The organism is Nonomuraea sp. JJY05 (assembly GCF_043496855.1).
In the GTDB taxonomy this organism is placed as follows: Bacteria; Actinomycetota; Actinomycetes; order Streptosporangiales; family Streptosporangiaceae; genus Nonomuraea.
Window position 1 is genome coordinate 121,291 of record NZ_JBIEIS010000017.1, and the last position, 21,087, is coordinate 142,377.

General features: G+C 71.4%; 25 protein-coding genes. 13 read left to right on the forward strand and 12 right to left on the reverse strand.

The annotated features are described in order from the left end of the window. The first annotated feature begins 209 nt into the window (after positions 1–209). Positions 210–1,721, forward strand: a complete 1,512-nt coding sequence (locus ACFKCF_RS27130; RefSeq protein ID WP_394497817.1) for an FAD-dependent monooxygenase — start codon at positions 210–212, stop codon at positions 1,719–1,721. Here the strand turns inward: ACFKCF_RS27130 and ACFKCF_RS27135 are convergent. The 5 genes from ACFKCF_RS27135 to ACFKCF_RS27155 form a co-directional block, all read right to left on the reverse strand. Beyond that, positions 1,705–1,989: a hypothetical protein gene (locus tag ACFKCF_RS27135; RefSeq protein WP_394497819.1), complete on the reverse strand. Its 285-nt coding sequence runs from the start codon at positions 1,987–1,989 to the stop codon at positions 1,705–1,707. The genes ACFKCF_RS27130 and ACFKCF_RS27135 overlap by 17 nt on opposite strands. 6 nt (positions 1,990–1,995) lie before the next feature. After that, the gene (locus ACFKCF_RS27140) at positions 1,996–2,412 is read right to left on the reverse strand and encodes a hypothetical protein (RefSeq protein ID WP_394497820.1); all 417 of its coding nucleotides are present in this window, start codon (positions 2,410–2,412) and stop codon (positions 1,996–1,998) included. 78 nt (positions 2,413–2,490) lie between these two features. Continuing rightward, positions 2,491–3,114 carry an ATP-binding protein gene (locus ACFKCF_RS27145; RefSeq protein WP_394497822.1) on the reverse strand — a complete coding sequence of 208 codons (624 nt, stop codon included), beginning with the start codon at positions 3,112–3,114 and terminating at the stop codon, positions 2,491–2,493. After that, positions 3,111–3,851, reverse strand: a complete 741-nt coding sequence (locus ACFKCF_RS27150) for a response regulator transcription factor (RefSeq protein WP_394497824.1) — start codon at positions 3,849–3,851, stop codon at positions 3,111–3,113. The genes ACFKCF_RS27145 and ACFKCF_RS27150 overlap by 4 nt, the downstream gene beginning before the upstream one ends. Positions 3,852–4,016: 165 nt before the next feature. After that, positions 4,017–4,457, reverse strand: coding sequence for a hypothetical protein (locus tag ACFKCF_RS27155; protein WP_394497825.1), 441 nt, complete (start codon positions 4,455–4,457; stop codon positions 4,017–4,019). A 120-nt stretch (positions 4,458–4,577) separates the two neighbouring features. Here ACFKCF_RS27155 and ACFKCF_RS27160 point away from each other — a divergent pair, with 120 nt between their 5' ends. Both ACFKCF_RS27160 and ACFKCF_RS27165 read left to right on the forward strand, forming a co-directional pair. After that, entirely contained in the window at positions 4,578–5,084 is a 507-nt protein-coding gene (locus ACFKCF_RS27160) for a hypothetical protein (RefSeq protein ID WP_394497827.1), read from the forward strand. Positions 5,085–5,408: 324 nt separating this feature from the next. Then, positions 5,409–5,876: a hypothetical protein gene (locus ACFKCF_RS27165; RefSeq protein WP_394497829.1), complete on the forward strand. Its 468-nt coding sequence runs from the start codon at positions 5,409–5,411 to the stop codon at positions 5,874–5,876. Positions 5,877–6,335: 459 nt separating this feature from the next. Here the strand turns inward: ACFKCF_RS27165 and ACFKCF_RS27170 are convergent, their stop codons facing one another. From ACFKCF_RS27170 to ACFKCF_RS27180, 3 genes are all read right to left on the reverse strand, one after another. Then, positions 6,336–6,635: a helix-turn-helix transcriptional regulator gene (locus tag ACFKCF_RS27170; RefSeq protein ID WP_355193818.1), complete on the reverse strand. Its 300-nt coding sequence runs from the start codon at positions 6,633–6,635 to the stop codon at positions 6,336–6,338. Continuing rightward, the gene (locus ACFKCF_RS27175) at positions 6,610–7,092 is read right to left on the reverse strand and encodes a type II toxin-antitoxin system RelE/ParE family toxin (RefSeq protein WP_394497831.1); all 483 of its coding nucleotides are present in this window, start codon (positions 7,090–7,092) and stop codon (positions 6,610–6,612) included. The genes ACFKCF_RS27170 and ACFKCF_RS27175 overlap by 26 nt, the downstream gene beginning before the upstream one ends. A 721-nt stretch (positions 7,093–7,813) precedes the next feature. Next, on the reverse strand, positions 7,814–8,836 hold the full coding sequence (locus tag ACFKCF_RS27180) for a LacI family DNA-binding transcriptional regulator (RefSeq protein ID WP_394497833.1): 1,023 nt from the start codon (positions 8,834–8,836) through the stop codon (positions 7,814–7,816). A 178-nt stretch (positions 8,837–9,014) separates the two neighbouring features. Between ACFKCF_RS27180 and ACFKCF_RS27185 the strand changes: the two genes are divergently transcribed. Further along, positions 9,015–10,433 carry a glycoside hydrolase 43 family protein gene (locus ACFKCF_RS27185; RefSeq protein ID WP_394497835.1) on the forward strand — a complete coding sequence of 473 codons (1,419 nt, stop codon included), beginning with the start codon at positions 9,015–9,017 and terminating at the stop codon, positions 10,431–10,433. Between the two features lie 98 nt (positions 10,434–10,531). Beyond that, a complete protein-coding gene (locus ACFKCF_RS27190; protein WP_394497836.1) occupies positions 10,532–11,920 on the forward strand; it encodes a hypothetical protein in 1,389 nt (462 codons plus the stop codon). 46 nt (positions 11,921–11,966) lie between these two features. On the opposite strand, the gene ACFKCF_RS27195 is transcribed toward ACFKCF_RS27190, so the two are convergent. Next, positions 11,967–13,292 (reverse strand): hypothetical protein, encoded by a 1,326-nt coding sequence (locus tag ACFKCF_RS27195; RefSeq protein WP_394497838.1) that lies wholly within the window; start codon positions 13,290–13,292, stop codon positions 11,967–11,969. A 103-nt stretch (positions 13,293–13,395) separates the two neighbouring features. After that, positions 13,396–14,424 (reverse strand): CapA family protein, encoded by a 1,029-nt coding sequence (locus tag ACFKCF_RS27200; protein WP_394497839.1) that lies wholly within the window; start codon positions 14,422–14,424, stop codon positions 13,396–13,398. Between the two features lie 247 nt (positions 14,425–14,671). On the opposite strand from ACFKCF_RS27200, the gene ACFKCF_RS27205 reads away from it, so the two are divergent. Genes ACFKCF_RS27205 through ACFKCF_RS27220 form a run of 4 tightly spaced genes read left to right on the forward strand, consistent with a single transcriptional unit; the run spans position 14,672 to position 16,295 of the window. Continuing rightward, positions 14,672–15,025 carry an Hsp20/alpha crystallin family protein gene (locus ACFKCF_RS27205; protein ID WP_394497841.1) on the forward strand — a complete coding sequence of 118 codons (354 nt, stop codon included), beginning with the start codon at positions 14,672–14,674 and terminating at the stop codon, positions 15,023–15,025. Positions 15,026–15,040: 15 nt separating this feature from the next. Next, positions 15,041–15,625 (forward strand): hypothetical protein, encoded by a 585-nt coding sequence (locus tag ACFKCF_RS27210; protein ID WP_394497843.1) that lies wholly within the window; start codon positions 15,041–15,043, stop codon positions 15,623–15,625. A gap of 6 nt (positions 15,626–15,631) precedes the next feature. Further along, positions 15,632–15,994 (forward strand): hypothetical protein, encoded by a 363-nt coding sequence (locus ACFKCF_RS27215; protein ID WP_394497845.1) that lies wholly within the window; start codon positions 15,632–15,634, stop codon positions 15,992–15,994. A gap of 52 nt (positions 15,995–16,046) precedes the next feature. Beyond that, on the forward strand, positions 16,047–16,295 hold the full coding sequence (locus ACFKCF_RS27220; RefSeq protein ID WP_394497847.1) for a hypothetical protein: 249 nt from the start codon (positions 16,047–16,049) through the stop codon (positions 16,293–16,295). Positions 16,296–16,299: 4 nt separating this feature from the next. Here ACFKCF_RS27220 and ACFKCF_RS27225 read toward each other — a convergent pair whose 3' ends face one another. Both ACFKCF_RS27225 and ACFKCF_RS27230 read right to left on the reverse strand, forming a co-directional pair. After that, on the reverse strand, positions 16,300–16,950 hold the full coding sequence (locus tag ACFKCF_RS27225) for a response regulator (RefSeq protein WP_394497849.1): 651 nt from the start codon (positions 16,948–16,950) through the stop codon (positions 16,300–16,302). Continuing rightward, a complete protein-coding gene (locus ACFKCF_RS27230) occupies positions 16,938–18,188 on the reverse strand; it encodes a sensor histidine kinase (protein ID WP_394497851.1) in 1,251 nt (416 codons plus the stop codon). The genes ACFKCF_RS27225 and ACFKCF_RS27230 overlap by 13 nt, the downstream gene beginning before the upstream one ends. Positions 18,189–18,342: 154 nt before the next feature. Between ACFKCF_RS27230 and ACFKCF_RS27235 the strand changes: the two genes are divergently transcribed. The 4 genes from ACFKCF_RS27235 (at position 18,343) to ACFKCF_RS27250 (ending at position 21,054) form a co-directional block, all read left to right on the forward strand. Further along, the gene (locus tag ACFKCF_RS27235) at positions 18,343–18,522 is read left to right on the forward strand and encodes a hypothetical protein (RefSeq protein WP_394497853.1); all 180 of its coding nucleotides are present in this window, start codon (positions 18,343–18,345) and stop codon (positions 18,520–18,522) included. An 89-nt stretch (positions 18,523–18,611) separates the two neighbouring features. Next, positions 18,612–19,196, forward strand: coding sequence for a hypothetical protein (locus ACFKCF_RS27240; protein ID WP_394497855.1), 585 nt, complete (start codon positions 18,612–18,614; stop codon positions 19,194–19,196). Between the two features lie 23 nt (positions 19,197–19,219). After that, positions 19,220–20,392: a sensor histidine kinase gene (locus tag ACFKCF_RS27245; RefSeq protein ID WP_394497856.1), complete on the forward strand. Its 1,173-nt coding sequence runs from the start codon at positions 19,220–19,222 to the stop codon at positions 20,390–20,392. After that, a complete protein-coding gene (locus ACFKCF_RS27250) occupies positions 20,389–21,054 on the forward strand; it encodes a response regulator (protein WP_394497858.1) in 666 nt (221 codons plus the stop codon). Before ACFKCF_RS27245 ends, ACFKCF_RS27250 begins: the two co-directional genes overlap by 4 nt. Positions 21,055–21,087: the final 33 nt, after the last annotated feature.

Consider the following 21,087-nt stretch of genomic DNA (forward strand, 5'->3'; position numbering starts at 1 on the left):
ACCCACGCCCGATCCACGGTGCCCGGCCGACGGTGCACGCCCCGCGGCGGGTGGCGTGCGGTGGGTGGGCCACCGGGATCGGCTCCCGCGCCCAGCGTGCAAGCGCTCTGCGTCTGCGCCCGGCGAGGGGCGGCGAGGCGGTGGGGTTGCGGTGGGGTGGGGGAGGGGACAGCATGCCCTTGATCCTTACGACGAAGAGGGCGGTTCCGATGGATGTGCCCGTGTTGGTCGCCGGGGGCGGGCCCGTGGGGCTGGCGGTCGCCGTGGAGCTGGCGTACCAGGGCGTGAGGTGCCTGGTGGTCGAGCCGCGCGAGGAGGTGTCGTGGCTGCGGCCCCGCGCGAAGACGACGTCGGCGCGTTCGATGGAGTTGCTGCGGAGGTGGGGCCTGGCGGCGCGGGTGCGGGAGCGTTCCCCGCTGGCGGTCGGGTGGTCCGACGAGGCCGTGTTCGTCAGCAGCCTGCTCGGACGGGAGATCACCAGGATCGGCGGGTGCTTCGGGCTGGACCTGGTGGGCTCCGAGCTGGCGGCCGAGCCGGGCCAGCAGGTGCCGCAGCCGCTGGTGGAGGAGGTGCTGCGGGAGGCCGTCGGCGACGCGCTGCTCACCGGCCGGCAGGTGGCGGGGCTGCGGGAGGACGCCGACGGGGTGTCGGTACGCGTCGCGTCCGCCACGGGCGAGGAGCATGAGGTACGCGCCCGGTACGTGGTCGGCTGCGACGGCCCGCGCAGCGTGACCAGGGCGGCCATCGGCGCCCGCTACGAGGGCCGCCAGGACGCCAGGCCCAACTTCAACATCGTCTTCCGCGCCCCCGGCCTGGCCGAACGCATGCCGCACGGCCCGGCCGTGCACTACTGGGTGCTGAACCCGGCCCAGCCCGGCATCGTCGGCCGCCTCGACCTGGAGGACACCTGGTGGTGCATCGCCCAGGGCGTCCCCGCCGCGGGCGCGGATCCGATGCGGCTGGTCCGCAACCTGGTGGGGGCCGACATCGAGGCGGAGATCCTGGCCACCGACCCGTGGAACGCCCGGATGCTGCTGGCCGACCGGTACGCGAGCGAGCGCGTGTTCCTGGCGGGCGACGCGGCGCACCAGAACCCGCCGTACGGTGGGCACGGGTTCAACACGGGGATCGGGGACGCGGTCAACCTCGGCTGGAAGCTGGCCGCCGTACTGCATGGATGGGCGCCCGCCACGCTGCTGGCCACGTACGAGACCGAGCGCCGCCCGGTGGCGGCCGCCACCATCGAGGCCGCCGCCGCGAACATGGCCACCCTCGCCCCCGAGCTGGCCGATCCGGCGCTGATGGGGGAGGAGGCCGAGTTCGAGAAGGTACGGCCCGCCGTGGCGGAGGCGGTGCGCAGGACGAAGGACAGCGAGTTCCACAGCCTGGAGCTGGTGCTCGGCTACACGTACGAGGGTTCGCCCATCGTCGCCGAGGGCACGGGGGAGCGCCTGCCGCACCGGTGGCTGGCTCCCGGCGACTCCCTGTACGACCGGCTGGGCCGGGGCTTCAGCGTGGTCGGGGACCAGCGCATGCCGGGGGCCGCGGCGCTGGCCGAGGAGGCGCGCGAGCTGGGGGTGCCGCTGCGGGTGGTGGATCTGCCGGATGTGCCCCTGACGCTGGTCCGTCCCGACCAGCACGTGGCCTGGCGTGGCGAGCACCCCGACGGCGCCTTGAGACGGGCGCTCGGTCACCGCCCTGCTGTCAGCAGCCGCCCTTGAGGGCGGCCCTGCGTTCGACGATGCATTGGGGCCCGTTGGCGTTGTTGCCGCCGCTGATGGTGTTGTTGCTGTTCACGGCGCCGTTCGCGTTCTGGAAGTTGCCGTTGTTGATCTGCCGGCCGCCCTTGCTCCGGTAGTTGCCGCTCTTCCAGGAGTTGCCACTGTCCTTGGGAACCCCGTGCGCGAGAGCGGGAAAGGCGGGCGGCAGCGACAACATCAGCGCGAGCTGCGCCGCGACCGCCCCGGTTCGCCGCCTGAAGGTCCGCATCGCCGGTCACCGGGAAACGGACTGGGCGCCGTTGGCGTTGTTGCCGCCGTTGGTGACGTTGTTGGTGTTCACGGCGCCGTTCGCATTCTCGAAGTTGCCGCTGTTGATGGGATCTCCTTCGTTATGGTAGTTACCGCTGTTGGTGGAGTTCCCGCTGTTCTCGGCGCCATTCACGCACTTGGTCGGAGAATCGGGCGACGGCGAGTTGTAGGCGATCAGCCGGTTTCCGCAGAAAACGCCGGGAAGCGCCCTGAGCACCGTACCGAGATCCGCGCCGACCAGCTCGGTGAGCAGGGAGCTCCCGCTGGGCGGCGGCGCGGCCGACGCGGCGGTCGGGGGCAGCAGCACAGCGCACCCGAACGCGACGCCCGCAACAATCCGTACGAATGCCCTCAATGCGCTGCCCGCCATTTCTCGCGACATGATCCACTGAAAGGTAGCACCGGGGGACGGCCCATCACGGAAAGCCCTCGAAAGGGTCGCGATAACTCGGCGCAAAAACTACTTCCGCGGCAGGCTGAGTGTGAAGACCGTGTCCCCCGGCTCGCTGCGTACCTCGACCCGGCCGTCGTGGGCCGCCGTGACCGCCGACACGATGGCCAGGCCCAGCCCGCTGCCGCCGGCCAGCGTGACGGCGGCCTCCACCACGACGAGCCTGGTCAGCATGGAGTCCACGGCGGTCATGGGCAGCCCGGTGACCAGCACGTCGCCGTCGGGCGTGCGGGCGGAGGCCATCCGGTAGTCGCCCAGCGGACCCAGGTTGACCGTCACGGGCGTGCGCGTGACGGTGGCGAGCGACGGCGGCGCGGGCAGCTCCCGCACGGTGGCGATGCCGGTCAGCACGGCGGCCCGCCGCACCACGCCCTGGCGGATCCGCGCGCCGAACGTGCCCTCGGCCTGACCGGGCGACAGCAGGAACGACACCTCCCGGGCCTGCGGCGGCGGGTCGTCGCGCTGGGCCGCCGCGCTGGTCGAGCGCCGGGCGGCCGAGGTGACCTGGCTGTCGAGCCGGTCGGTGAGGAAGTCGTGGAACAGCAGCGTCGTCGCAGTGGCGATGACGGCGCTGACGGTGGCCAGCAGCGCGATCGAGGAGACCACCAGCTTGGTCTCCAGCGACATCGTCATCCGGCGGGTCGGAGCGTGTAGCCCACCCCGCGCACGGTGTGGATCATCGGCTCCCGCTGCGCGTCGATCTTGCGCCGGAGGTAGGAGATGTACAGCTCGACGACGTTGCTCTGGCCGCCGAAGTCGTAGGCCCACACCCGGTCGAGGATCTGCGACTTGCTGAGCACCCGGCCCGGATTGTGCATGAGGAAGCGCAGCAGCTCGAACTCCGTGGGCGTGAGCCTGATCTCCTTGCCGGCCCGCCGTACCTGGTGGGTCTCCTGGTCCAGCGTGAGGTCCCCGACCACGAGTCCGGCGTCGGCCCGCGCCCGCGCCGCGCCCGAGCGGCGCAGCAGGCCCCGCAGCCTGATGACGAACTCCTCCAGGCTGAACGGCTTCGTGACGTAGTCGTCGGCGCCGGCCCGCAGGCCCACGAGCCGGTCCTGGAGCGAGTCCAGGGCGGTCAGGAACAGGATCGGCACGCCCGGCAGCACCGCGCGCAGCCGGGGAAGGAGCTGGATCCCGTCCATGTCGGGCAGCATGACGTCCAGGACGATCGCGTCCGGGCGGAACCCGCGCGCCGCGCGGATGGCCTCGCTGCCGTTGTGCGCGCTGTGGACGTCCCAGGACTCCTGGCGCATCGCCATGGAAAGGAGCTCGGTCAGCGGCGGCTCGTCATCCACGACGAGGATGTTGATCGAGCTGCCGTCCGATCGGCGCACGGGCTCGGACCGGACGTTCGGGCTGGTCGTGTGCATATCCGTGACGATGACCCCCCTCTATGAAGGTTTGATGATGCCTGCTTGTGAATCGCCTGTGAGCTGCTCAGGGGCGGAGCGCGGAAGGGCCCGGCGGCGTGCCGGGCCCTGCCTGTCCCTTCAAGACGCGATCAGAGCCACGCGAAGCCGTCACCCCCGGTTCGGTCAGAAGAGCTTTCCGGACCAGACGTTGGCCGCGGAGGCGTAGACGCTGTAGGTCTCGGCGTCGAAGTACGGCGAGCTGATGTAGTCGACCCGGTCGTTCTCGTCCTGGTCGTAGAACGCGCTGGTCACGCCGTTGAGGTAGCCGAGCCGCTTGGCGCTGCTGTACTTCAGCAGCCACGGCCCGCCGTCGGCGCCGGCGGTCATGGAGCACTTGAGCCCGACGTGCTCCTCGATCTTCTTGGCGGCCGAGCCCACGGTCTTGGCCGTGGTCGTGCCGTAGCACCACTTGGGCGTGACCCCCGTGAACGGCTTGTTGCCGTCGGGCTGCGCGGCCTGCGGGTAGCCGAACACGTAGTGCGCCTTCTTCAGCGGCTGGTTCCAGGAGATGCCCTGGCCGCCGACGTTGTCGCCCAGCCGGCCCGCGTCCGTGGCGTCGATCACGTGGCCTTGCCCTGGTAGTAGCCGGGCACGAAGACCCAGTTGTCCATGAGCTGCTCGTCGTCGGCGGTGTCGTACACGCAGTGGCCGGCCGTGGCGACCACATTGGCGTACTTGCCCTGGATGGAGGAGGCCGAGCACCAGCGCTTCTTGCCCGCCGAGTCGACGAAGAAGACCTTGCCGATGGTCTTCGGCAGGTTGACGTTCTTCGTCTTGGTGGTAGTCGTGGTGGTGCCGATCGGGGCGACCGAGCCCGCCTTGGTGTCGGTGGACGGGGTGCCCGTGGAGGTGAGCTTTGTCGACGTCGGTGGTGTCCTCCTCGACGTAGGTGGCGGCCTTCAGCGCGGCGCCGTTGTTCTCCAGCCAGTAGGCGGCGATGCCCTTGGCGGTGGCGGTGCTGACGCTCTCGGTCGGCTTCACGTGCGGTGCGGCCTGCGCGGCGCCCGCCAGCGAGGCGCCGAGCAGCGCCGTGGCGGCCAGCCCGCCGCCGATGGGGGCGAGGGTGTGCTTGATCTTCAAGGGGAGTACTCCTTGCTCGTCGCGGGAACGCCAGGAGCGTTCGGTGCGTCTGTGAGGCAGGAAGGTATCCCTCTCGGCCCAGCCTTTATGCCCCGATATGTCGGGATTTAGCTGGCGCACAGCTCGCCGTGATCGTGCCGTGATCTCATCAAGATCGCGTCACCGCGCCGATTCCCCAAGGCGGCCGCCGATCCTGAGAACGAACCCCGGGGGAATCTGAGAATCGCATAAGAGAAATCATGTGTTGCAGATCACTGACCCCAGGTCGAGGCCACTACCTGCGCTTATCCAACACATAAGGTGCGCACAGGCGTTTCTCAGGTTGGCTCGGCAGGGTGTTTGGCGAGGGAAGACCTTCGGGGCTGAATTCAGATGTTCGGCCAGGTCCATCCCGGATTGGATTCGTATCCGGTGCGCTTCTCCAAGCCTTTCGCCGTGACCCTCGCCAGCGCCGCCCTGCTGACGCTGCCGCTGTCGGGCGCCGCCTTCGCCGACGCCAAGCCGCACCCGGCGGCCACCGTCAAGGCCCCGCAGCCGACGCACTCGAACCCCGCCATGCCCACCGTGTCCCAGGACCAGCTGGCCAAGGGCCGCGACGACGCTCGCAGGTTCGCGCTGAAGGTCTCCGTCGACCCTGACCGCGTGCGCGCCGGCGACTCGTACGACGTGACGATCGTCGCCAAGGGCCTGCGCTCCGGCACGGCCGTCGTGACCAGCCCCGAGGGCAAGAGCTACCGCGTGGCGCTCTCCGACGGCAAGGCCACCAAGACCCTGACCGTGCCGTCCAAGGCCAAGGCCGGCAGCAAGACCGTGACCGTCAAGGTCGGCAACAAGACCGCCACGGCCTCCTTCGACGTGCTGACCCTCCGCCCGCAGCGCCACCGCGGCCACGACGGCAAGTAGTAGGTGGGCCAGGGCCACCCGCCCGTCGCCCGTCCGGGTGGGTGGGCCCGCTGACGCCCGCCCCGGACAAAGGGCTTCGCCGGAGGCGCTTCGCGCAAGGGCTCAGACGCCCTTGTTCAGGCGCCTCCGGCGCACCCCCCGCGCCTCCGGCGCCATCGGCCCCCGCCCGTTGACCGGTTGGATGGTGGGCCGTCTGCTGCCCGCCCCAAACCGGCTCGCCTTCGGACAATTCGTGGGCCGGGGAAGCATGGGGAGACCCATTTCCACAGAACCGATGTGTGGGGCCTCTCGGTCGCGCTCATGAACAAGCGTCACGCATAGGGCGTGACACCCATCATTACGGCCTCAGCTTCGACCCGGGCAGCGTAAGAATTCACGAGATAGCGATCGGGCCTGCCGGGTGGTGGACCCGTCTGATGCTGCTGGTGGTCGCGCTTAATCTCGCCGGATAAATCAGGCTCAGGCTGCGGGAGCACGTGGACTGATCCGCACCTCCAGTTGGGCGTCCAGAGCCCTGGCCAGTCGCTCGAGGACCGGCAGCGTCGGCACGGTGCCTCCTCCTTCGAAACGGGCCACTGCCGACTGCGTCATGTCGGCCGCACGAGCCAGCTCACTCTGGCTCCACCCACGAGATTCCCGCATCTGTCGTACTGCCCGACCGAGTTCGAAGGCGAGACGAGCCGCATCGTATGCCTCGGCCGCCCCGGGCTCGGACAGTCGTCGGTCGCGGAGATCAGCCCAATCGGTCCGCTCGGTCATCACCACTCCTCGTCCACCGAGTGCGCCGCGCCCTTGCAGCGAGACAGCGCCCGCCGCGCCCGGTCCGCTTCTCGATCTTCCTCATTCGCGTTTTGTGGAAAACGGTCAGAAGGATGATCCGCCGATCCGAAGCGATCCAGTAGCTGATCCGCATTGTCAGATCACCAAGGTAGAACCGCAGCTCGCGCAGCTTGCCATCGATCTGTCGCGTGTACGGCTCTCCCACCAACGGGCCTTCCGCCGCCAGCAGATCGATGTAGAAAGCCGCTCGCGCGAACGAGTCCGCCGAGAGCTTCTCCAGCCACTCCCGAACTTCCGGTTCCAGCTCTACGCTACCCCCAGGCCATAGCAACGATGCTATGACCGGCAGGACTCCCCGATCACGCGATCGCAGAATCTGACCACTCAAAGTGATTTCACAACTATCCACGGCTACTCCTGCGAACAGAAGAGGCACAGGCTGGAGCGTTCTACGGCCCCATGGCGGCTACGGATGGCCTGGGTTCAATCAACGTGGGGATGCCTCTGCTTCAGGTAGTCGTTGAGCTGCCGCCACTGCGTGGGGTGAATGTCCAGCAAGTACAGTTCACCCGGCTCAACCCACCGCACATCGCTCGCCTCGTCGTTGGCCTCGAAGCGCGACGAGCACCGCGGCCACGACGGCAAGTAGTAGGTGGGCCAGGGCCACCCGCCCGTCGCCCGTCCGGGTGGGTGGGCCCGCTGACACCCGCCCCGGACAAAGGGCTTCGCCGGAGGCGCTTCGCGCAAGGGCTCAGACGCCCTCATTCAGGCGCCTCCGGCACCATCAGCCCCCGCCCGTTGACCGGTTGGATGGTGGGCCGTCTGCTGCCCGCCCCAAACCGGCTTGCCTTCGGACAATTCGTGGGCCGGGGAGTATGGGGCGACGCAGCCTAATGGGGCTTGGACCGGTGCTCGGCCCACAAGTCGACCGCCTCTTGGAGATCAAGAGCGGCAACGTCCTCGCGGGCCATCCCGACCGTGTAGATCAACCGGTCCGCGAGCCAGTCTGGAACCGGTTCTCTAGCAGGCGCTTTCTCCACCCGAATGTGATCGGCCAGCGTGCCAAGCCGCCGCCGCCATCCGATCCACCCACGAAGCGAAGGCAATTGCTCGACCACCAAGGTTCATGTGCGAGTAGGTGAACTTGAACAAAGTGGTCAGGATGGCCGGGGCGGAGCGGTGCTCGAGCGCGTGACCAGTTCGGTCGGCAGTTCGGTCCGGGCCGGGGCGCCGTCGGTGAGCAGTGCCGTCAGCGCCGCCGCGCCCAGCTCGGGCCAGGGCTGGCGGACCGTGGTGAGGGCCGGCGTGACGTGGGCGGCGGCCCAGGAGTCGTCGAAGCCGATCACGCTCACGTCGTCGGGCACGCGGAGCCCGTACTCGGCCAGGGCCTGGTACACCCCGACGGCCATGGAGTCGGAGCAGGCGAAGACGGCGGTCGGCGGATGGGGGAGGGAGGTGAGCAGGCGGCGGGTGGCTCGCAGAGCGTCGCCCTGCTGGAAGTAGCCGCACACCTCCCACCGGGGGTCCACCCTGAGCCCGGCGGCGGCCATGGCCTGGCGGTAGCCGGCCAGCCGTTCGGCCGCGCACGGGACCCCTGGGCGGCCGGTGACGACGGCGATCTGCGAGTGGCCGAGGGCGATCAGGTGCTCGGTGGCCGCCCGCGCGCCGTCCATGTTGGCCGAGACGACGGCGGGCAGGCCGGACGGCGGCTTGCGGCGCGGGTCGACGATCACGGCGGGGATCCCGCGGTCGGCCAGCCAGGCCCGCTGCGCGGCGGTCGGCGACGTGCGTACGAGCAGGACTCCGGCGCTGTCGCGGGCGCCGATCCGGTCCAGCCACGCGGGCGGGGGCTGGCCGTGCTTGGTGCGGTCGCACACGGCCGAGACCACCAGGTCCACGCCCGCCCGCCAGGCCGCGTCCTCCACCCCGCCCAGAATCGCCAGCGCGTACGGCGAGTCGAGGGCCTGCAGCATGACGTCCACCATGCTCCCCCGGGCGGGCCTGACCCGCTGCCTGGGGTAGCCGCGCCGCTCCAGCACCTCGGCGACCAGCCGGCGGGTGTGGGCCGAGACGTCGGAGCGGCCGTTGAGAGCTTTGGAAACGGTTGCAACGGACACGCCGGCCTCGCGGGCGATCACGGCCAGTTTGGGCAACTGCTGGGGCTGGTCCTCGACCGTCATGACCCCCACTCTCCCCGCCGCGCCTGGGAATCGCCAGGCCAGCGCCTCGAAAATTTCGAAATTCCGCCATAACCGCCTGCTCCCGGCCGCCGACGGGCACCTGGCCATTTGACGGCGCGTACGTGCGGATGCGACGTTTCCTGCAACCGCTTGCAGCAGTGCCGCCAAGGAGTGAGGGATGACGACCTACCGCAACCCCGTGCTGAACGCCGACTGGTCCGACCCCGACGTGATCCGCGTCGGCGCGGACTTCTACCTGACCGCCTCCACCTTCACCAAGGTCCCGGGCCTGCCGATCCTGCACTCGCGCGACCTGGTCAACTGGACGATCATCGGGCATGCCGTCACGAGCGGCTATGACGACGTGCGGCCGGGTTGCGGCGTGTGGGCGCCCTCGCTGCGCCACCACGACGGGCGGTTCTGGATCTTCTACGGCGACCCCGACGTGGGGATCCACGTGGTGAGCGCGCAGGATCCCCGGGGTCCGTGGACCGAGCCGCACGTGGTCAAGCCGGGCGCCGGGCTCATCGACCCGTGCCCGCTGTGGGACGACGACGGCCAGGCGTACCTGGTGCACGGCTGGGCCAAGAGCCGGGCCGGCGTCAACAACCGGCTCACCCTGCACCGCATGTCGCCGGACGCCCGCGAGGTGCTGGACGAGGGCACGCTGATCATCGACGCCGACCAGCTGCCCGGCTACCGGACGCTGGAAGGGCCCAAGCTCTACAAACGCGACGGCGTGTACTGGGTCTTCGCCCCGGCGGGCGGCGTGGAGCAGGGCTGGCAGTCGGTGTTCCGGGCGAGCTCGATCTTCGGCCCGTACGAGGACCGGATCGTGCTGGAGCAGGGCGGCACCGACGTGAACGGGCCGCACCAGGGCGGCTGGGTGGACACCCCGTCGGGCGAGCACTGGTTCATGCACTTCCAGGACCGCGGCGCCTATGGCAGGGTCGTCCACCTGCAGCCGATGACCTGGGAGGACGGCTGGCCGGTCATGGGCGCGAACGGCGAGCCGGTGCCCGGTGGCCCCGTGCCCGTTCCCGGCGGCATGCCGGCCGAGCCCGCCACCTCCGACGACTTCGCCGGGCCGGAGCTCGGCCTGCAGTGGAGCTGGCAGGCCAACCCCGACCCCTCCTGGTGGGAGCTGCGGGACGGCGCCCTCCGCCTGACCTGCGCGCCGGGGCCGGAGGACCTGAGGGAGCGCCCGTCGGTGCTCGGGCAGCGGCTGCCCGGCGATTCGTGCACGGTCACCACCGGCCTCACCCTGGACGGCGAGGGGCGGGCGGGACTGGTCGTGCTCGGCTTCACCTACGCCTACGTCGGGCTGGAGCGCACGGCGGACGGGACCGTCCTGGTGTGCGGCGACATGGAGCCCGTGCCCGTCAAGGACGGCACACCCGTCACCGTCGGCGCGCGGATCGGGGAGGGCGCGCTCGTCACGTTCCTGGCCGACACCGGCGACGGGCTGCGCGAGGTCGGCGCTCCCTTCCAGGCCACGCAGAGCCGGTGGGTGGGGGCGGTGCTGGGCCTGTTCGCGGCGGGGGACGGCGCGGGCCAGGCGGTTTTCGAGGCGTTCACCGTGGACATCGAGAGGTAGTCTCAGCCCCCTGGAGAGTAATCGGATGACTACGTCTGGTTACCATGGTTGGTACATATGCGCATCGAATGCTGCGTATCACTCCAGGGGGGCTGGAAATGACTGATGACACCCGGGCCGACAGAGCGGGGCTGGACACGGCGGCGGTGGACGGTGAGGAGGTGCTGCTGCACAGCGCGGACGACCCGGTGGCCGCCGCCGCCGTGGACGCGGCCGTCGAGAGCGAGCTGCTGGACGAGTCGTCCGTACGGGAGGCCGTCGAGGTCGAGTGGTCGGCGGCCAAGCGGGAGAGCGGGCGCCAGGTCGCCGCGCTGTCGCCCCAGGCCCAGGACCGCGTACGCCGGCTCCAGAGCGAGCTCGGCACCATGGGCGCGGAGGTCTGGCCGGTCTCCAGGTGGTGGGGTTTCGAGATCCACCTCAACGAGAGCGCCGCGTTGCTGGCCGCGCAGATCCCGCAGCTCGTCGGCGAGACCGCGGCCACCGTGCTGGGCTCCTGGCTCGCGCCGCTCATCGAGCGGCAGGTGCGCGCCAAGGCCGACTGGATCACCTCGGTCGCTCGGCCGTACGGGGTGAAGCTGGTCTCGCCGTGGGTCGCGCCCGCCATGATGGTGCCGGCCCGCGAGGACCGGCGCGACGGCGAGCGGCTGTACTGGACGGTGCACGAGCCCGGCGAGGGGTGGACCCCTGACCAGACGTTCGTCGAGCACTTCGGCGTGTCGGCCCCGGCCCTCGCGGAGTTCCAGGACGGGCTGGTCCTCGTCCACCGCGGCAGGGCCGACGATCCCAGCCTGTGGTGGACGGTCTACGACGCGCAGGAGGGCTGGAGCGAGGACCGGAGGCTGCCCGGACACGTCAGCGACTCGGCCCCGGCGCTGGCGGCGTACGACGGGCGGCTCTACTGCGTGCACCGTGGCGACGGCGACGACAACCTGTGGTGGACGCGGTGGGACGGCTCTACCTGGAGCCCCGACGCCAGGCTGCCCGAGCACCCCAGCGCCTCGGCCCCCGCGCTGGCCACGTTCGACGGGCAGCTCTACTGCGTGCACGCCGGCACCGACTCCACCCTGTGGTGGACGCGGTGGGACGGCGCCTCGTGGAGCCCCTGCACGCAGCTGCCCGAGCACGCCTGCCGGTCCAACCCGGCGCTGGCCGTCTGGCGGGGCCACCTCTACTGCGTGCACACCGGCAAGGACTCCAGCCTGTGGTGGACGCGCTGGGACGGCTCCGCCTGGACGCCCGACCAGAAGCTGACCATGCACTCGGCCGCCGAGGGCCCCGCGCTGACCGTCTACAAGGACCGCCTCTACTGCGTCCACCGCGGCGCCACCGACCAGCGCCTGTGGTGGACCGTCTTCGACGGCTCCTCGTGGAGCGCCGACGAGCGGCTGCCCGGCCATCACAGCGCCGAGGCCCCGGCCGCGATCGCCTACCGTGACCGGAACGCCACCCGCGACCAGCTCCTGGTCGTGCACCGCGGCACCCGCTAGACACGAAGAGGCGCCGGACCGCGTGTGAGCCGGCGCCTCACCGCCGCTACCAGCCGGCGAGCTGCTCCAGGAACCAGTCGACCAGCACCTCGGAGACGTTGCCGTGCTCGGTGTTGGCCGTGTCGCAGCAGAACGCGTCCAGGAAGGTCTCGTCCTTCGGCAGCTCGGTGAGGTCCCTGTACAGGTCGGTCTGCCACTGGTACGGGTCCCTGGCCAGGGCGATGGCGCTGACCGCGGGCACGAAGCAGCTGTGGCGCAGCCGCTCCTGGACGGGCAGCCCGATCGCGTCGGCCACCCTGCCCCACGAGTCGAGCGTGCCGCCCGGCGCCCCGTCGAACGCGGCCACGTGCGAGGTGGCGCTCGTCCACGTCGGAGCCCCGAACTTGACCGTGCCGACGTTCTGCAGCTGGCCCATGTCCGGCTGGATCCTGGCCGTGAGCTGCAGCGGGTCGTAGTGCAGGTCGAACACCGGCGTGCCCGGCGGCAGGTCGCGCCCCGCGCCGTCGCCGACCCCGTTGGCCAGGCCCAGCTTGTACGGGCGGATGGGGAACCAGCCGACCCGGCGCAGGTCGTCCAGGAACTCCGTGCGCAGCGGGCTGGCGGTGGTCACGGGGCCCGAGTAGTCCTCGTTCTCGACCCAGGCCCACAGGAGTTGCTGCGCGGCCGGGCTGCGGATCAGCTCGGCCTGCCCGGGGCCGTTCGAGCGCGGCTCCAGCGCTTCGTGCAGGTAGGCGAGCTGCTGGAGCACCAGCGGGATCCAGGCCCCGAGGTGCGGCGTGTCGTAGGAGAAGTACTTGTCGGTCTGGTGGTCGGCGCCCTCGGTCTCCATGCGCGCCAGCGCGTACCTGGTGACCATGCCGCCCATGCTGACGCCGCCGACGACCAGCGGGAGGTCACCCTGCCGCTCCTGGATGGCGCGCTGGACGCAGGTGACCGCCACGGCGGCGTTGGCCTGCATGTACGTCTGCCGCTGGTCGAAGCCCAGGAGGATGACGTCGATGCCCATGGTCCTGAGCTGGTCCAGGAACCCGGGGCTGCGCTCGCTGTTGAAGTGGGCCCACAACGCGTCCAGGTCGCTGGGCCCGTAACCGAAGCCGTCGGCGAAGATCAGCGGCCGGGTCAGCGCGGTGTGCCCGTCGGCCAGGTAGATGGCGGCCCGCCCGGTGGCCGTGCGCCCCAGGTGCGGCTTGTCGCCCACCAGCTCCCAGACGCGGTCGGCCCTGGGCGCCTCGTTCACGGGGGGATGCGGGGTGGCGAACCAGATCCCCTGCTCGCCGAGCGCGTCCGCGATCCGCTCGGACTGCTCCTCGGTCAGGCTGTTCCTGACCGACTGGGCTCTGCTCTCGACGTCGATTCTGGGTTCGTGCGCCATGCCGATCCTCTCGCTGGGTGCCGGACCCCAAAGGGGCCACTGACCTCACCATATGGTCACTATGGGTAATTGACCGTGTACCCGAAGTGGGTGGCGCGTCCGGTCAATCCGCCGGTGGCCGGAGCTCGACGGTGAGCGTGCCGGCCTCCGGCCGGACCTCGGTGCCGAGGTCGGCGCAGGCGGCGGTGAACCGGGCCCGGATCCAGCGGGCCTCCATGTCGTTCGCGATCCTGGTACGGCAGTAGTCCAGCGCGATGGGGACGGCGCGCAGCCGTACCGGGCCCTGCTCGTCCAGGGTGACCAGGAAGATCAGCCCGAGGTCGTTGCGGAGCTCGGGGTCCACGATGTAGTCGTCGATGAGGTCGCCCAGGTCGTACAGGACCGGTCCGGCCACCCCGTGGAAGACGTGCGCGGAGTGCCCGGCCACCAGGGACGCGCCGGCCTCCACCAGCGTCCGGGCGGCGCGGCGGACGTGCGTGACGGGCTTGGAGGTCATGTTCGGGCCCCAGTGGACGCAGACGAGGACGACGTCGGCGTCCAGGCTGGCGATCGTGCTCGTGAGCCGGTCCGGCACGCCGTAGCCGAGGTCGGCGTACGCGACGCCCGGCCTGCGCTCGGTGGCCGCGAAGTCGGCGGGATGGTCGGTGACTCCCAGTGCCGCCAGGCGGAGGTCGCCCACCTTCAGCTCAGCGGGCTCCCAGGCCCGCGCCAGGTCGGCGCCCGCGCCCACGGTGCGGATCCCGGCCGCCGCCAGGTGGTCGAGGGTGTCGAGGAGGGCCTCGTGGCCGTAGTCCAGGGCGTGGTTGTTGGCCAGCGTGACCGCGTGCACGCCCAGCTCCGCCAGCATCGCCGCGGCCTGGGGCGGGGCGCGGAAGTGGAATGCCTTGCGCAGCGGGTCCCAGCGCCGGCCGCGGTCCGAGACGCAGCATTCGAGGTTGAACAGGACCAGGTCGGCCCGGGAGAGCACCGCGCGCACGCCGGTGTCGAAGAAGTCGGCCGGGTCGGCGCTCAGCCTCAGCCGCTCGGCCACGCCGCGGCCGAGCATGGTGTCGCCCGCGAGCGCCAGGGTGACCGTGGGGGTGGCGGATTCCCCGGCGCCCGGGTCCGGCATGCTCCCCGTTCCGTCGGTCATGTCCACCCAGCTTCCCCGTCCGATGGCTTCGACACGCCCTCTGACCTGCGACGGAACCGTTCACGGCGGGAGATTGCGGGTAAGAGGTGAATTTGGGGGAGGGGGACGACGGTGTCCCTCACGTCACGGAGGTGAGAAAGCAGTGGCTTTGCCGATAAGGCGCAATCGCGGAGCGATGCAGGCGGGTGTTCCCTGGCAGAGGCGGTCCTGGGATCCCTTCACCGAGTTCCAGCAGCTGTGGGATCAGATGGGACGGCTTTTCGAGCAGGGCGTGGAGAGCGACACGGCCGCCTGGCGGCCGGTGGCGGAGACCGAGGAGACCCCGGACGCCTACATCGTACGGGCGGAGCTTCCCGGCCTGAAGCGGGAGGACATCAACGTCGAGGTCAACGACAGCGAGCTGTGCGTGTCCGGCGAGATCAACGAGGAGGACAAGGGGCAGATGCTGCGCCGGCGCACCGGGCGGTTCGTCTACCGGACGATCCTGCCGAGCGACGCCGACACCGAGCACATCGGTGGCGAGCTGGCGGACGGCATCCTGATCGTCCGGGTGCCCAAGACCGAGAAGGGCCGGGCCCGCCGCATCGAGATCAAGGGCTGACCCCGGGGGAGGCGCATGGCCGGCACGCAGGCGTTCTGGATCGGCGCCGCGCGAGGGCGCGACGGCGCGGAGCCGGGCAGCGCGCAGGAGCGCTACGGCGAGGAGCTGCGCAGATGGCGGCATGCCTTCGAAGCCGTGGACGGCGAGCCGGCCGCGGGCGGCGTCACGCTGGACCCGCTGCACTTCGCGCTGGGCGCGTGGGAGGTGGCCACGCGCCCGGTGGCGGAGCACGCCTACGTGCGCCGCCACCCCCGGGTGCTGGACGCGGCCTGCCACCGCCCGGAGGAGGCGGCGGGCCTGCTGGCGGTGGTCGAGCTCGCGGCCCCGCCCTCGGTCCCGCTGCCGCAGGGCTGGTCGAGCTGGCAGCGCCAGGAGCCCACCTACGTGCCGCCGCCGTACGAGCGGCCGACCGCGCTGAGCACGCTGGAGCTCCGCGTGCCCCTGCCGGTCGAGCGCCTGCCCACGCCCACCCATGCGCGGGCCGAGGGCCTGCCGAACCTCGACGACGCCCAGGCCTCGCTCGAAGCGCTCCTGGCCGAGCTGAACGCCGTGGTCAACCCGTTCCTGCACGAGCTGGAGGAAGCCGATCCGGCGAGGTGATCCTGGATGAACAGGCGCGACGAGGATCCGGAGGACGAGTTCTTCGCTCCCGTGCTGCGCGAGCCGCCGCCTCCCGAGGAGATCACCTCCTCCGGCGTGGTGAGCGACACAGGCGTGCCCGACGTGCACGGAGGCGGCCATGGCGAGTGGCCGCAGGCGCCGCCGCCGTCGAACTGGCTCGGCGTGCGCCTGCTGGCGGCCGCGCTCGGGCTGCTGGTGGGGGTGGTCCTGACCGTGCTGGCCCTGCTGGCCGCGCGGCCGCTGCTCGCCGTGCCGCCCGCGCTCGTGGCACTGGGGTCGGCCGTGTATCTGGTGACGTTCGGCGTGCGGCGCTCACACGCCGACGGCGGCCCCCCGACGTTCGGATGAGTGCCGTCTGGGTAAGCGCCCAGCTGAGGTCCGCCGGGGAAGAGGAGCCGAAATGTCTCTCATCGATCTTGAATGCGTCCGCCGGCTGCTGGAGTCGGAGCAACCCGACGCCACGCTGGTGTTCGTCCGGGGTGACTGCGTGGTGCTGCCGGCCGACGAGGTGGACGACGCGCACAAGGGCCTGGTCATCGCGCACCGCGACGAGCTCGCGGCCCGGCTGCCGCAGGACGGCCTGAGCGAGGAGGCCCTGGAGGACCTGGCGACCCGGCTGGACAACATCGCCCGCGACCTGGGCGCCTGATCAGCTACTTCCCGCTCTCCAGGTAGTGCAGGACGGCCGCCACGCGCCGGTCGGTCCGGTCGGTCGGCGCCAGGTCGAGCTTGGAGAAGATGCTGCGGATGTGCTTGTGCACGGCGCCGTCGGTGACGAAGAGCCGCTCGGCGATGGCGGCGTTGCCCAGGCCCTCGGCCATCAGCGCCAGCACGTCGCGCTCGCGCGGGCTGAGCCGGTCGAGCCGGTTGTCGGGCCTGCTGCGGGCCAGCAGCTGTGCGACGACCTCCGGATCGATGGCCGTGCCCCCTTCCGCCACCCGGTGCAGCGCGCCCATGAACTCCTCGACCCGTCCGACCCGCTCCTTGAGCAGGTAGCCCAACCGGGCGCTGCCGTGGGCGAGCAGGTCGGTGGCGAACGCCTGCTCCACGTACGCCGACAGCACGAGCACGGCCAGCTCCGGCTGTCGCCGCCTGGCCTCGACGGCCGCGACGATGCCCTCGTCGGTGTGGGTCGGGGGCATCCGGACGTCCACGATGGCGACGTCCGGCTTGTGGGCGTCGATCGCGGTCAGGAAGCCGTCCGGGTCGGGCGCGGTGGCCACGACGTCCAGCGACTCCGCCCGCAGCAACAGCGCGAGGCCCTCGCGCAGGAGCGGGTCGTCCTCGGCGATCACAATCCGCATGGGAGGCTCACATTCATGGTGGTAGGTCCGCCTTCTGGGCTGGTCAGCGCGAAGGTCCCGTCGAGGGCCTCGGCACGGCGGCGGATCCCGGCCAGCCCCGACCCGCGCCGCTCGTCCGCTCCGCCGCGGCCGTCGTCGGTGATCTGGAGGTCCAGCCGGTCGTCGTGCCTGCGGATCGTGACGGTGGCCCGCCGCGCCCGGCTGTACTTGGCGATGTTCGTGAGCCCCTCGGCCACCACGAAATAGGCCGTGGCCTCGACGGACGCGGCGCACCTGCCGGGCATGTCGACGTCGATCCGGCAGGGGACGGGGCAGCCGGCGGCCAGGCCGGTCAGCGCGTCGGCGAGGCTGCGGTCCGTCAGCACCGGGGGCAGGATGCTGCGCGAGACCGCGCGGAGCTCGGCCAGCGCCTGCTCGGCGGCGTCCTGCGCGCGTTCGAGCATGGCGTCGGCGGTGGCCGGGTCGCGGGCCAGCGCGCGGCGGGCCGCGCCGAGCATGACGTTGACGGCGACGAGCCGGTTCTGCGTGCCGTCGTGCAGCGATCTCTCGATCCGCCGCAGCTCGGCGGCGTGCGCGTCGAGCGCCTCCGCGCGGGTGGCGGTGAGCTGGGCGACCCGCAGCGCCAGGTCGGTGCTGGGATCGGCGGCCAGCAGCCGCCGCCCCGGCCACGCCTGCAGGCGCGCCAGGCCGGGGACGAGGGCCAGGGTCAGCGCGATCCAGACCACGCTCAGCGCGGCGACCGCGAGGGCGCTCGGGAGGTCGCGCACCACCCAGAGGTCCACGCCCGCCCCGTCCGGCAGCAGCCGCCACCACAGCGGGAACGTGAGGTCGCGCACCGCGCTGAGCGGCAGCGTCATGCCGATCGCCCCGAGCATCAGCCCGAGGGACGCGTGGACCAGCGCCCAGCACTGCTCGCGCCGGCTCGCCGGATTCATGATCGCCGCCCGCGACCCGGACGGAACCGGGTCAGGACTGATGACGACGTCCGGGCCCCAGCGGGAGAGCCGCCCCCGCTCCCGGTCGGCGACGATGCGCAGCACGCGCAGAGCGGTGGGCACCAGGAGGAAGCCCACGCCGACGAGGCAGGCCAGCGCGGTGAGGGCCAGGACGAACACGGCCAGGACCGCCAGGATCGCGGTGCCGACACCGCCGACGAGGTGTTCGAGGGCGTCGAAGGTGGCACGAGCCCGGGCCGTCACGTCCCACCGGCGTAAGGGCCCCGCGTCGGGAGTCGGCATCCTCAGACCCTAGGGCATCTCCCAGGGCGAAGCGGCGATCCAGGATGAACAGTACAGCCTGCTGTACCTCGGGCTGTCGCACTGGCGGGATCGCCCGTGGCGGACGGCGATCCGTAGCGTCTCGGGTGTCACCCGATCTTGCGAGGAGCACGTCATGACCCCCGTCCGTATCCCCCGCCCCCTGCTGTGGCTGCTGCTGGCGATCTTCGCGGTCGCCAACATGGTCACCTCGACCTCCGATCTCAACCTGTTCGTCGGCCTCGGGTTCGGACTGGCCACGCTGGCCTGCGCGGCCGCGCTGATCCAGCAGCACTACGCGCGGCGGCGCGACTAGGCGGACTCGTCCTCGCTCCTGAGAGGGAGCCGCGGAATCACCCTCACCGGCGATGTCCGAGGACCCCCGCGACGCCGAGGATCGTCCCCATGAACTTCCGTATCGCCTTCATCGCCGCGCCCCTGCTCGTGCTCGCCTACGGCGTGATCCGGATCCTCGACGGACTCGACGGCAGCAGGGGCCCCGGCCTCGCGTGGACCACCGGCCACCTCGCCTTCATGGCGGCACTCGTCCTGTTCGTCCCCGTCTTCTGGCAGATGCGGCGGATGGCCGGCGGGAACGCCCTGGCCACCGCGAGCGCGGCGGCCGGGACCGTCGGCGTCGTGGCGCTGCTCGGGCAGTTCGGCATCGACATCGTGGTCGGCTTCATGTCCGCCGACAAGGAGGCGATGGGCGTGCTGTTCGACCAGGTCCGGAGCGTTCCCGGCGTATCGATCGTGGTCTACGACGCTGTCCCCCTCCTGTTCTTCGCCGGCCAGCTCGCCCTCGTCGTCCAGCTCGCGGTGCTGCGCCGGGTCCGGGTGTGGACGCCCCTGCTGGTCCTGGCCGACCTCGTCCTGCCGTTCATCGAGAAGGACCTCATCCCGCTCGGCGCCCTCTGCCTGCTGGTCTCGTTCGTCCCCCTCGCCCGCCAGGCCCCCGCCACGCCCAGGCCCGCCGCCGCGCTCGCATGACGTACGAGGCAAGATGGGATGCCGTGTCCGATCTACGGTTCTTCGCGCAGGTTCGCCGGTGGTCGAGCTCGCTGCCACCGATCTGGCTGGACGCCACGCTCGCGCTGCTGGCGCTGATCGCGCAGCTGTGGCCGCTGTTCTCCCGCGAGAACCCGTACGGCGGGCCCTGGCACTGGTGGGGCTACGCGGTCGTGGTCGTCGCCGTGGTGCCGCTGATCTGGCGGCGCCGCGCGCCGGTGGCCGTCCTGGTGGCCAGCCTCATCGCGACCGCGCTCTACGACGTCGTCGACGAGGTGGCCGCGCAGCCCGTCTGGTACGGCTCGCTCATGGCGCTCTACACCGTGGCCGCCTACTCCGCCAGGTGGCCCCGCCTGATCATGCTGGTCTTCACGATCGCCGGCGGCCTGCTCATCGTCGGCTCGTCCGAGACCGCGATGCGCGGCATCGTGCTCTTCGCCGCCGCCTACGCCATCGGCCGGGCCGCCGCCGCCTCCCGCGCCCACGCCGCCGCGCTGGAGGAACGCGCCGTCCAGCTGGCCCGCGAGCGCCAGGCCGAGGCCGAGCGCGCCGCCGAGCGCGAGCGGGCCAGGATCGCCCGCGACATGCACGACATCCTGGCCCACGCGGTCAGCCTCATGGTCGTCCAGGCCGAGGCCGGACCGGTGGTGGTCAGGAGCGACCCGGCCAGGGCGGAGGCCGTCTTCGACGCCATCGCCGCCGCGGGGCGCGACGCCATGGTCCAGCTCCGCCGCATGCTGAGCGTGCTGAAGGAGGAAGAGGGCCCGCGGGCGCCGCAGCCGACGATCGCCGCGCTCACCACCCTGGCCGAGCAGGTCAGGGCCACCGGGCTCGACGTGACATACTCCACCTCCGGCGAGCCGGGGCCGGTGACTCCCGACACGGAGATCGCCGTCTACCGGATCGCCCAGGAAGCCCTCACCAACATCGTCAAGCACGCGGGCGCGGCCCGTGCCGACATCAGACTCACCTGGCAGGACGACACCCTCATGATCGACATCGCCGACGACGGCCGCGGCTCCGGAACCTCGCTCCCCTCGGGCGGCAACGGCCTGATCGGCATCCGCGAGCGGGCCGCGGCCTGCGGCGGCAGCGCCGACGTCGGCCGGCGCGCCGACGGGCCGGGCTTCCGGGTCCTCGTACGGCTCCCGCTGGCCGGCCGGGCGGTGGCGGCGTGAGCGTGCGCGTGGTGGTCGCGGACGACCAGGAGCTCGTACGCGCCGGGTTCAGCATGATCCTCGACGCCCAGCCGGACATCGAGGTCGTCGCCGAGGCGGGAGACGGCGAACAGGCCGTCGCGGCCGTCCGCGAGCACCGTCCCGACCTGCTCCTGCTCGACATCCGCATGCCGGTCATGGACGGCATCGAGGCGGCCAGGATCGTGTGCGCGGAGAGCGGCTGCCGCGTCCTCATGCTGACCACGTTCGACCTGGACGACTACGTCTACGACGCGCTGCGCGCGGGGGCGAGCGGGTTCCTGCTGAAGGACGTCCGCCGCGACGACCTCATCCACGCCGTACGGGTGGTGGCGGCCGGCGAGTCGCTGCTCGCGCCGTCGGTCACCACGAAGCTGATCGCCGAGTTCACCTCCAGAACGGCCGCCCGTCCGGCCGTGCCGCCGTCTGAGCGGCTGGCCGTGCTCACGGCCCGCGAGCAGGAGACGCTGAGCATGATCGCCCGCGGCCTGTCCAACGCGGAGATCGCGCAGGCCATGGTGGTCAGCGAGCACACCGTGAAGACCCACGTCAGCAACGTGCTGACCAAGCTGGGGCTGCGTGACCGGGTGCAGGCGGTGATCGCCGCCTACGAGAGCGGCCTGATCGTCCCAGGTGCGGGGTGATCAGGCGGCGCCGGCGATAGCGTATGCGTCGGA

Excerpts from the sequence above, each read along its gene's own strand:
- ACFKCF_RS27240 (WP_394497855.1), top strand. The coding sequence starts at position 18,612 with ATGAACTTCCGTATCGCCTTCATCGCCGCGCCCCTGCTCGTGCTCGCC.
- ACFKCF_RS27150 (WP_394497824.1), bottom strand. The coding sequence starts at position 3,851 with ATGCACACGACCAGCCCGAACGTCCGGTCCGAGCCCGTGCGCCGATCG.
- ACFKCF_RS27180 (WP_394497833.1), bottom strand. The coding sequence starts at position 8,836 with ATGACGGTCGAGGACCAGCCCCAGCAGTTGCCCAAACTGGCCGTGATC.
- ACFKCF_RS27225 (WP_394497849.1), bottom strand. The coding sequence starts at position 16,950 with ATGCGGATTGTGATCGCCGAGGACGACCCGCTCCTGCGCGAGGGCCTC.
- ACFKCF_RS27200 (WP_394497839.1), bottom strand. The coding sequence starts at position 14,424 with ATGACCGACGGAACGGGGAGCATGCCGGACCCGGGCGCCGGGGAATCC.
- ACFKCF_RS27145 (WP_394497822.1), bottom strand. The coding sequence starts at position 3,114 with ATGACGATGTCGCTGGAGACCAAGCTGGTGGTCTCCTCGATCGCGCTG.
- ACFKCF_RS27210 (WP_394497843.1), top strand. The coding sequence starts at position 15,041 with ATGGCCGGCACGCAGGCGTTCTGGATCGGCGCCGCGCGAGGGCGCGAC.
- ACFKCF_RS27185 (WP_394497835.1), top strand. The coding sequence starts at position 9,015 with ATGACGACCTACCGCAACCCCGTGCTGAACGCCGACTGGTCCGACCCC.
- ACFKCF_RS27235 (WP_394497853.1), top strand. The coding sequence starts at position 18,343 with ATGACCCCCGTCCGTATCCCCCGCCCCCTGCTGTGGCTGCTGCTGGCG.
- ACFKCF_RS27230 (WP_394497851.1), bottom strand. The coding sequence starts at position 18,188 with ATGCCGACTCCCGACGCGGGGCCCTTACGCCGGTGGGACGTGACGGCC.
- ACFKCF_RS27160 (WP_394497827.1), top strand. The coding sequence starts at position 4,578 with ATGGAGGAGGCCGAGCACCAGCGCTTCTTGCCCGCCGAGTCGACGAAG.
- ACFKCF_RS27170 (WP_355193818.1), bottom strand. The coding sequence starts at position 6,635 with ATGACCGAGCGGACCGATTGGGCTGATCTCCGCGACCGACGACTGTCC.
- ACFKCF_RS27220 (WP_394497847.1), top strand. The coding sequence starts at position 16,047 with ATGTCTCTCATCGATCTTGAATGCGTCCGCCGGCTGCTGGAGTCGGAG.
- ACFKCF_RS27195 (WP_394497838.1), bottom strand. The coding sequence starts at position 13,292 with ATGGCGCACGAACCCAGAATCGACGTCGAGAGCAGAGCCCAGTCGGTC.
- ACFKCF_RS27130 (WP_394497817.1), top strand. The coding sequence starts at position 210 with ATGGATGTGCCCGTGTTGGTCGCCGGGGGCGGGCCCGTGGGGCTGGCG.
- ACFKCF_RS27135 (WP_394497819.1), bottom strand. The coding sequence starts at position 1,989 with ATGCGGACCTTCAGGCGGCGAACCGGGGCGGTCGCGGCGCAGCTCGCG.
- ACFKCF_RS27205 (WP_394497841.1), top strand. The coding sequence starts at position 14,672 with ATGGGACGGCTTTTCGAGCAGGGCGTGGAGAGCGACACGGCCGCCTGG.
- ACFKCF_RS27190 (WP_394497836.1), top strand. The coding sequence starts at position 10,532 with ATGACTGATGACACCCGGGCCGACAGAGCGGGGCTGGACACGGCGGCG.
- ACFKCF_RS27215 (WP_394497845.1), top strand. The coding sequence starts at position 15,632 with ATGAACAGGCGCGACGAGGATCCGGAGGACGAGTTCTTCGCTCCCGTG.
- ACFKCF_RS27140 (WP_394497820.1), bottom strand. The coding sequence starts at position 2,412 with ATGTCGCGAGAAATGGCGGGCAGCGCATTGAGGGCATTCGTACGGATT.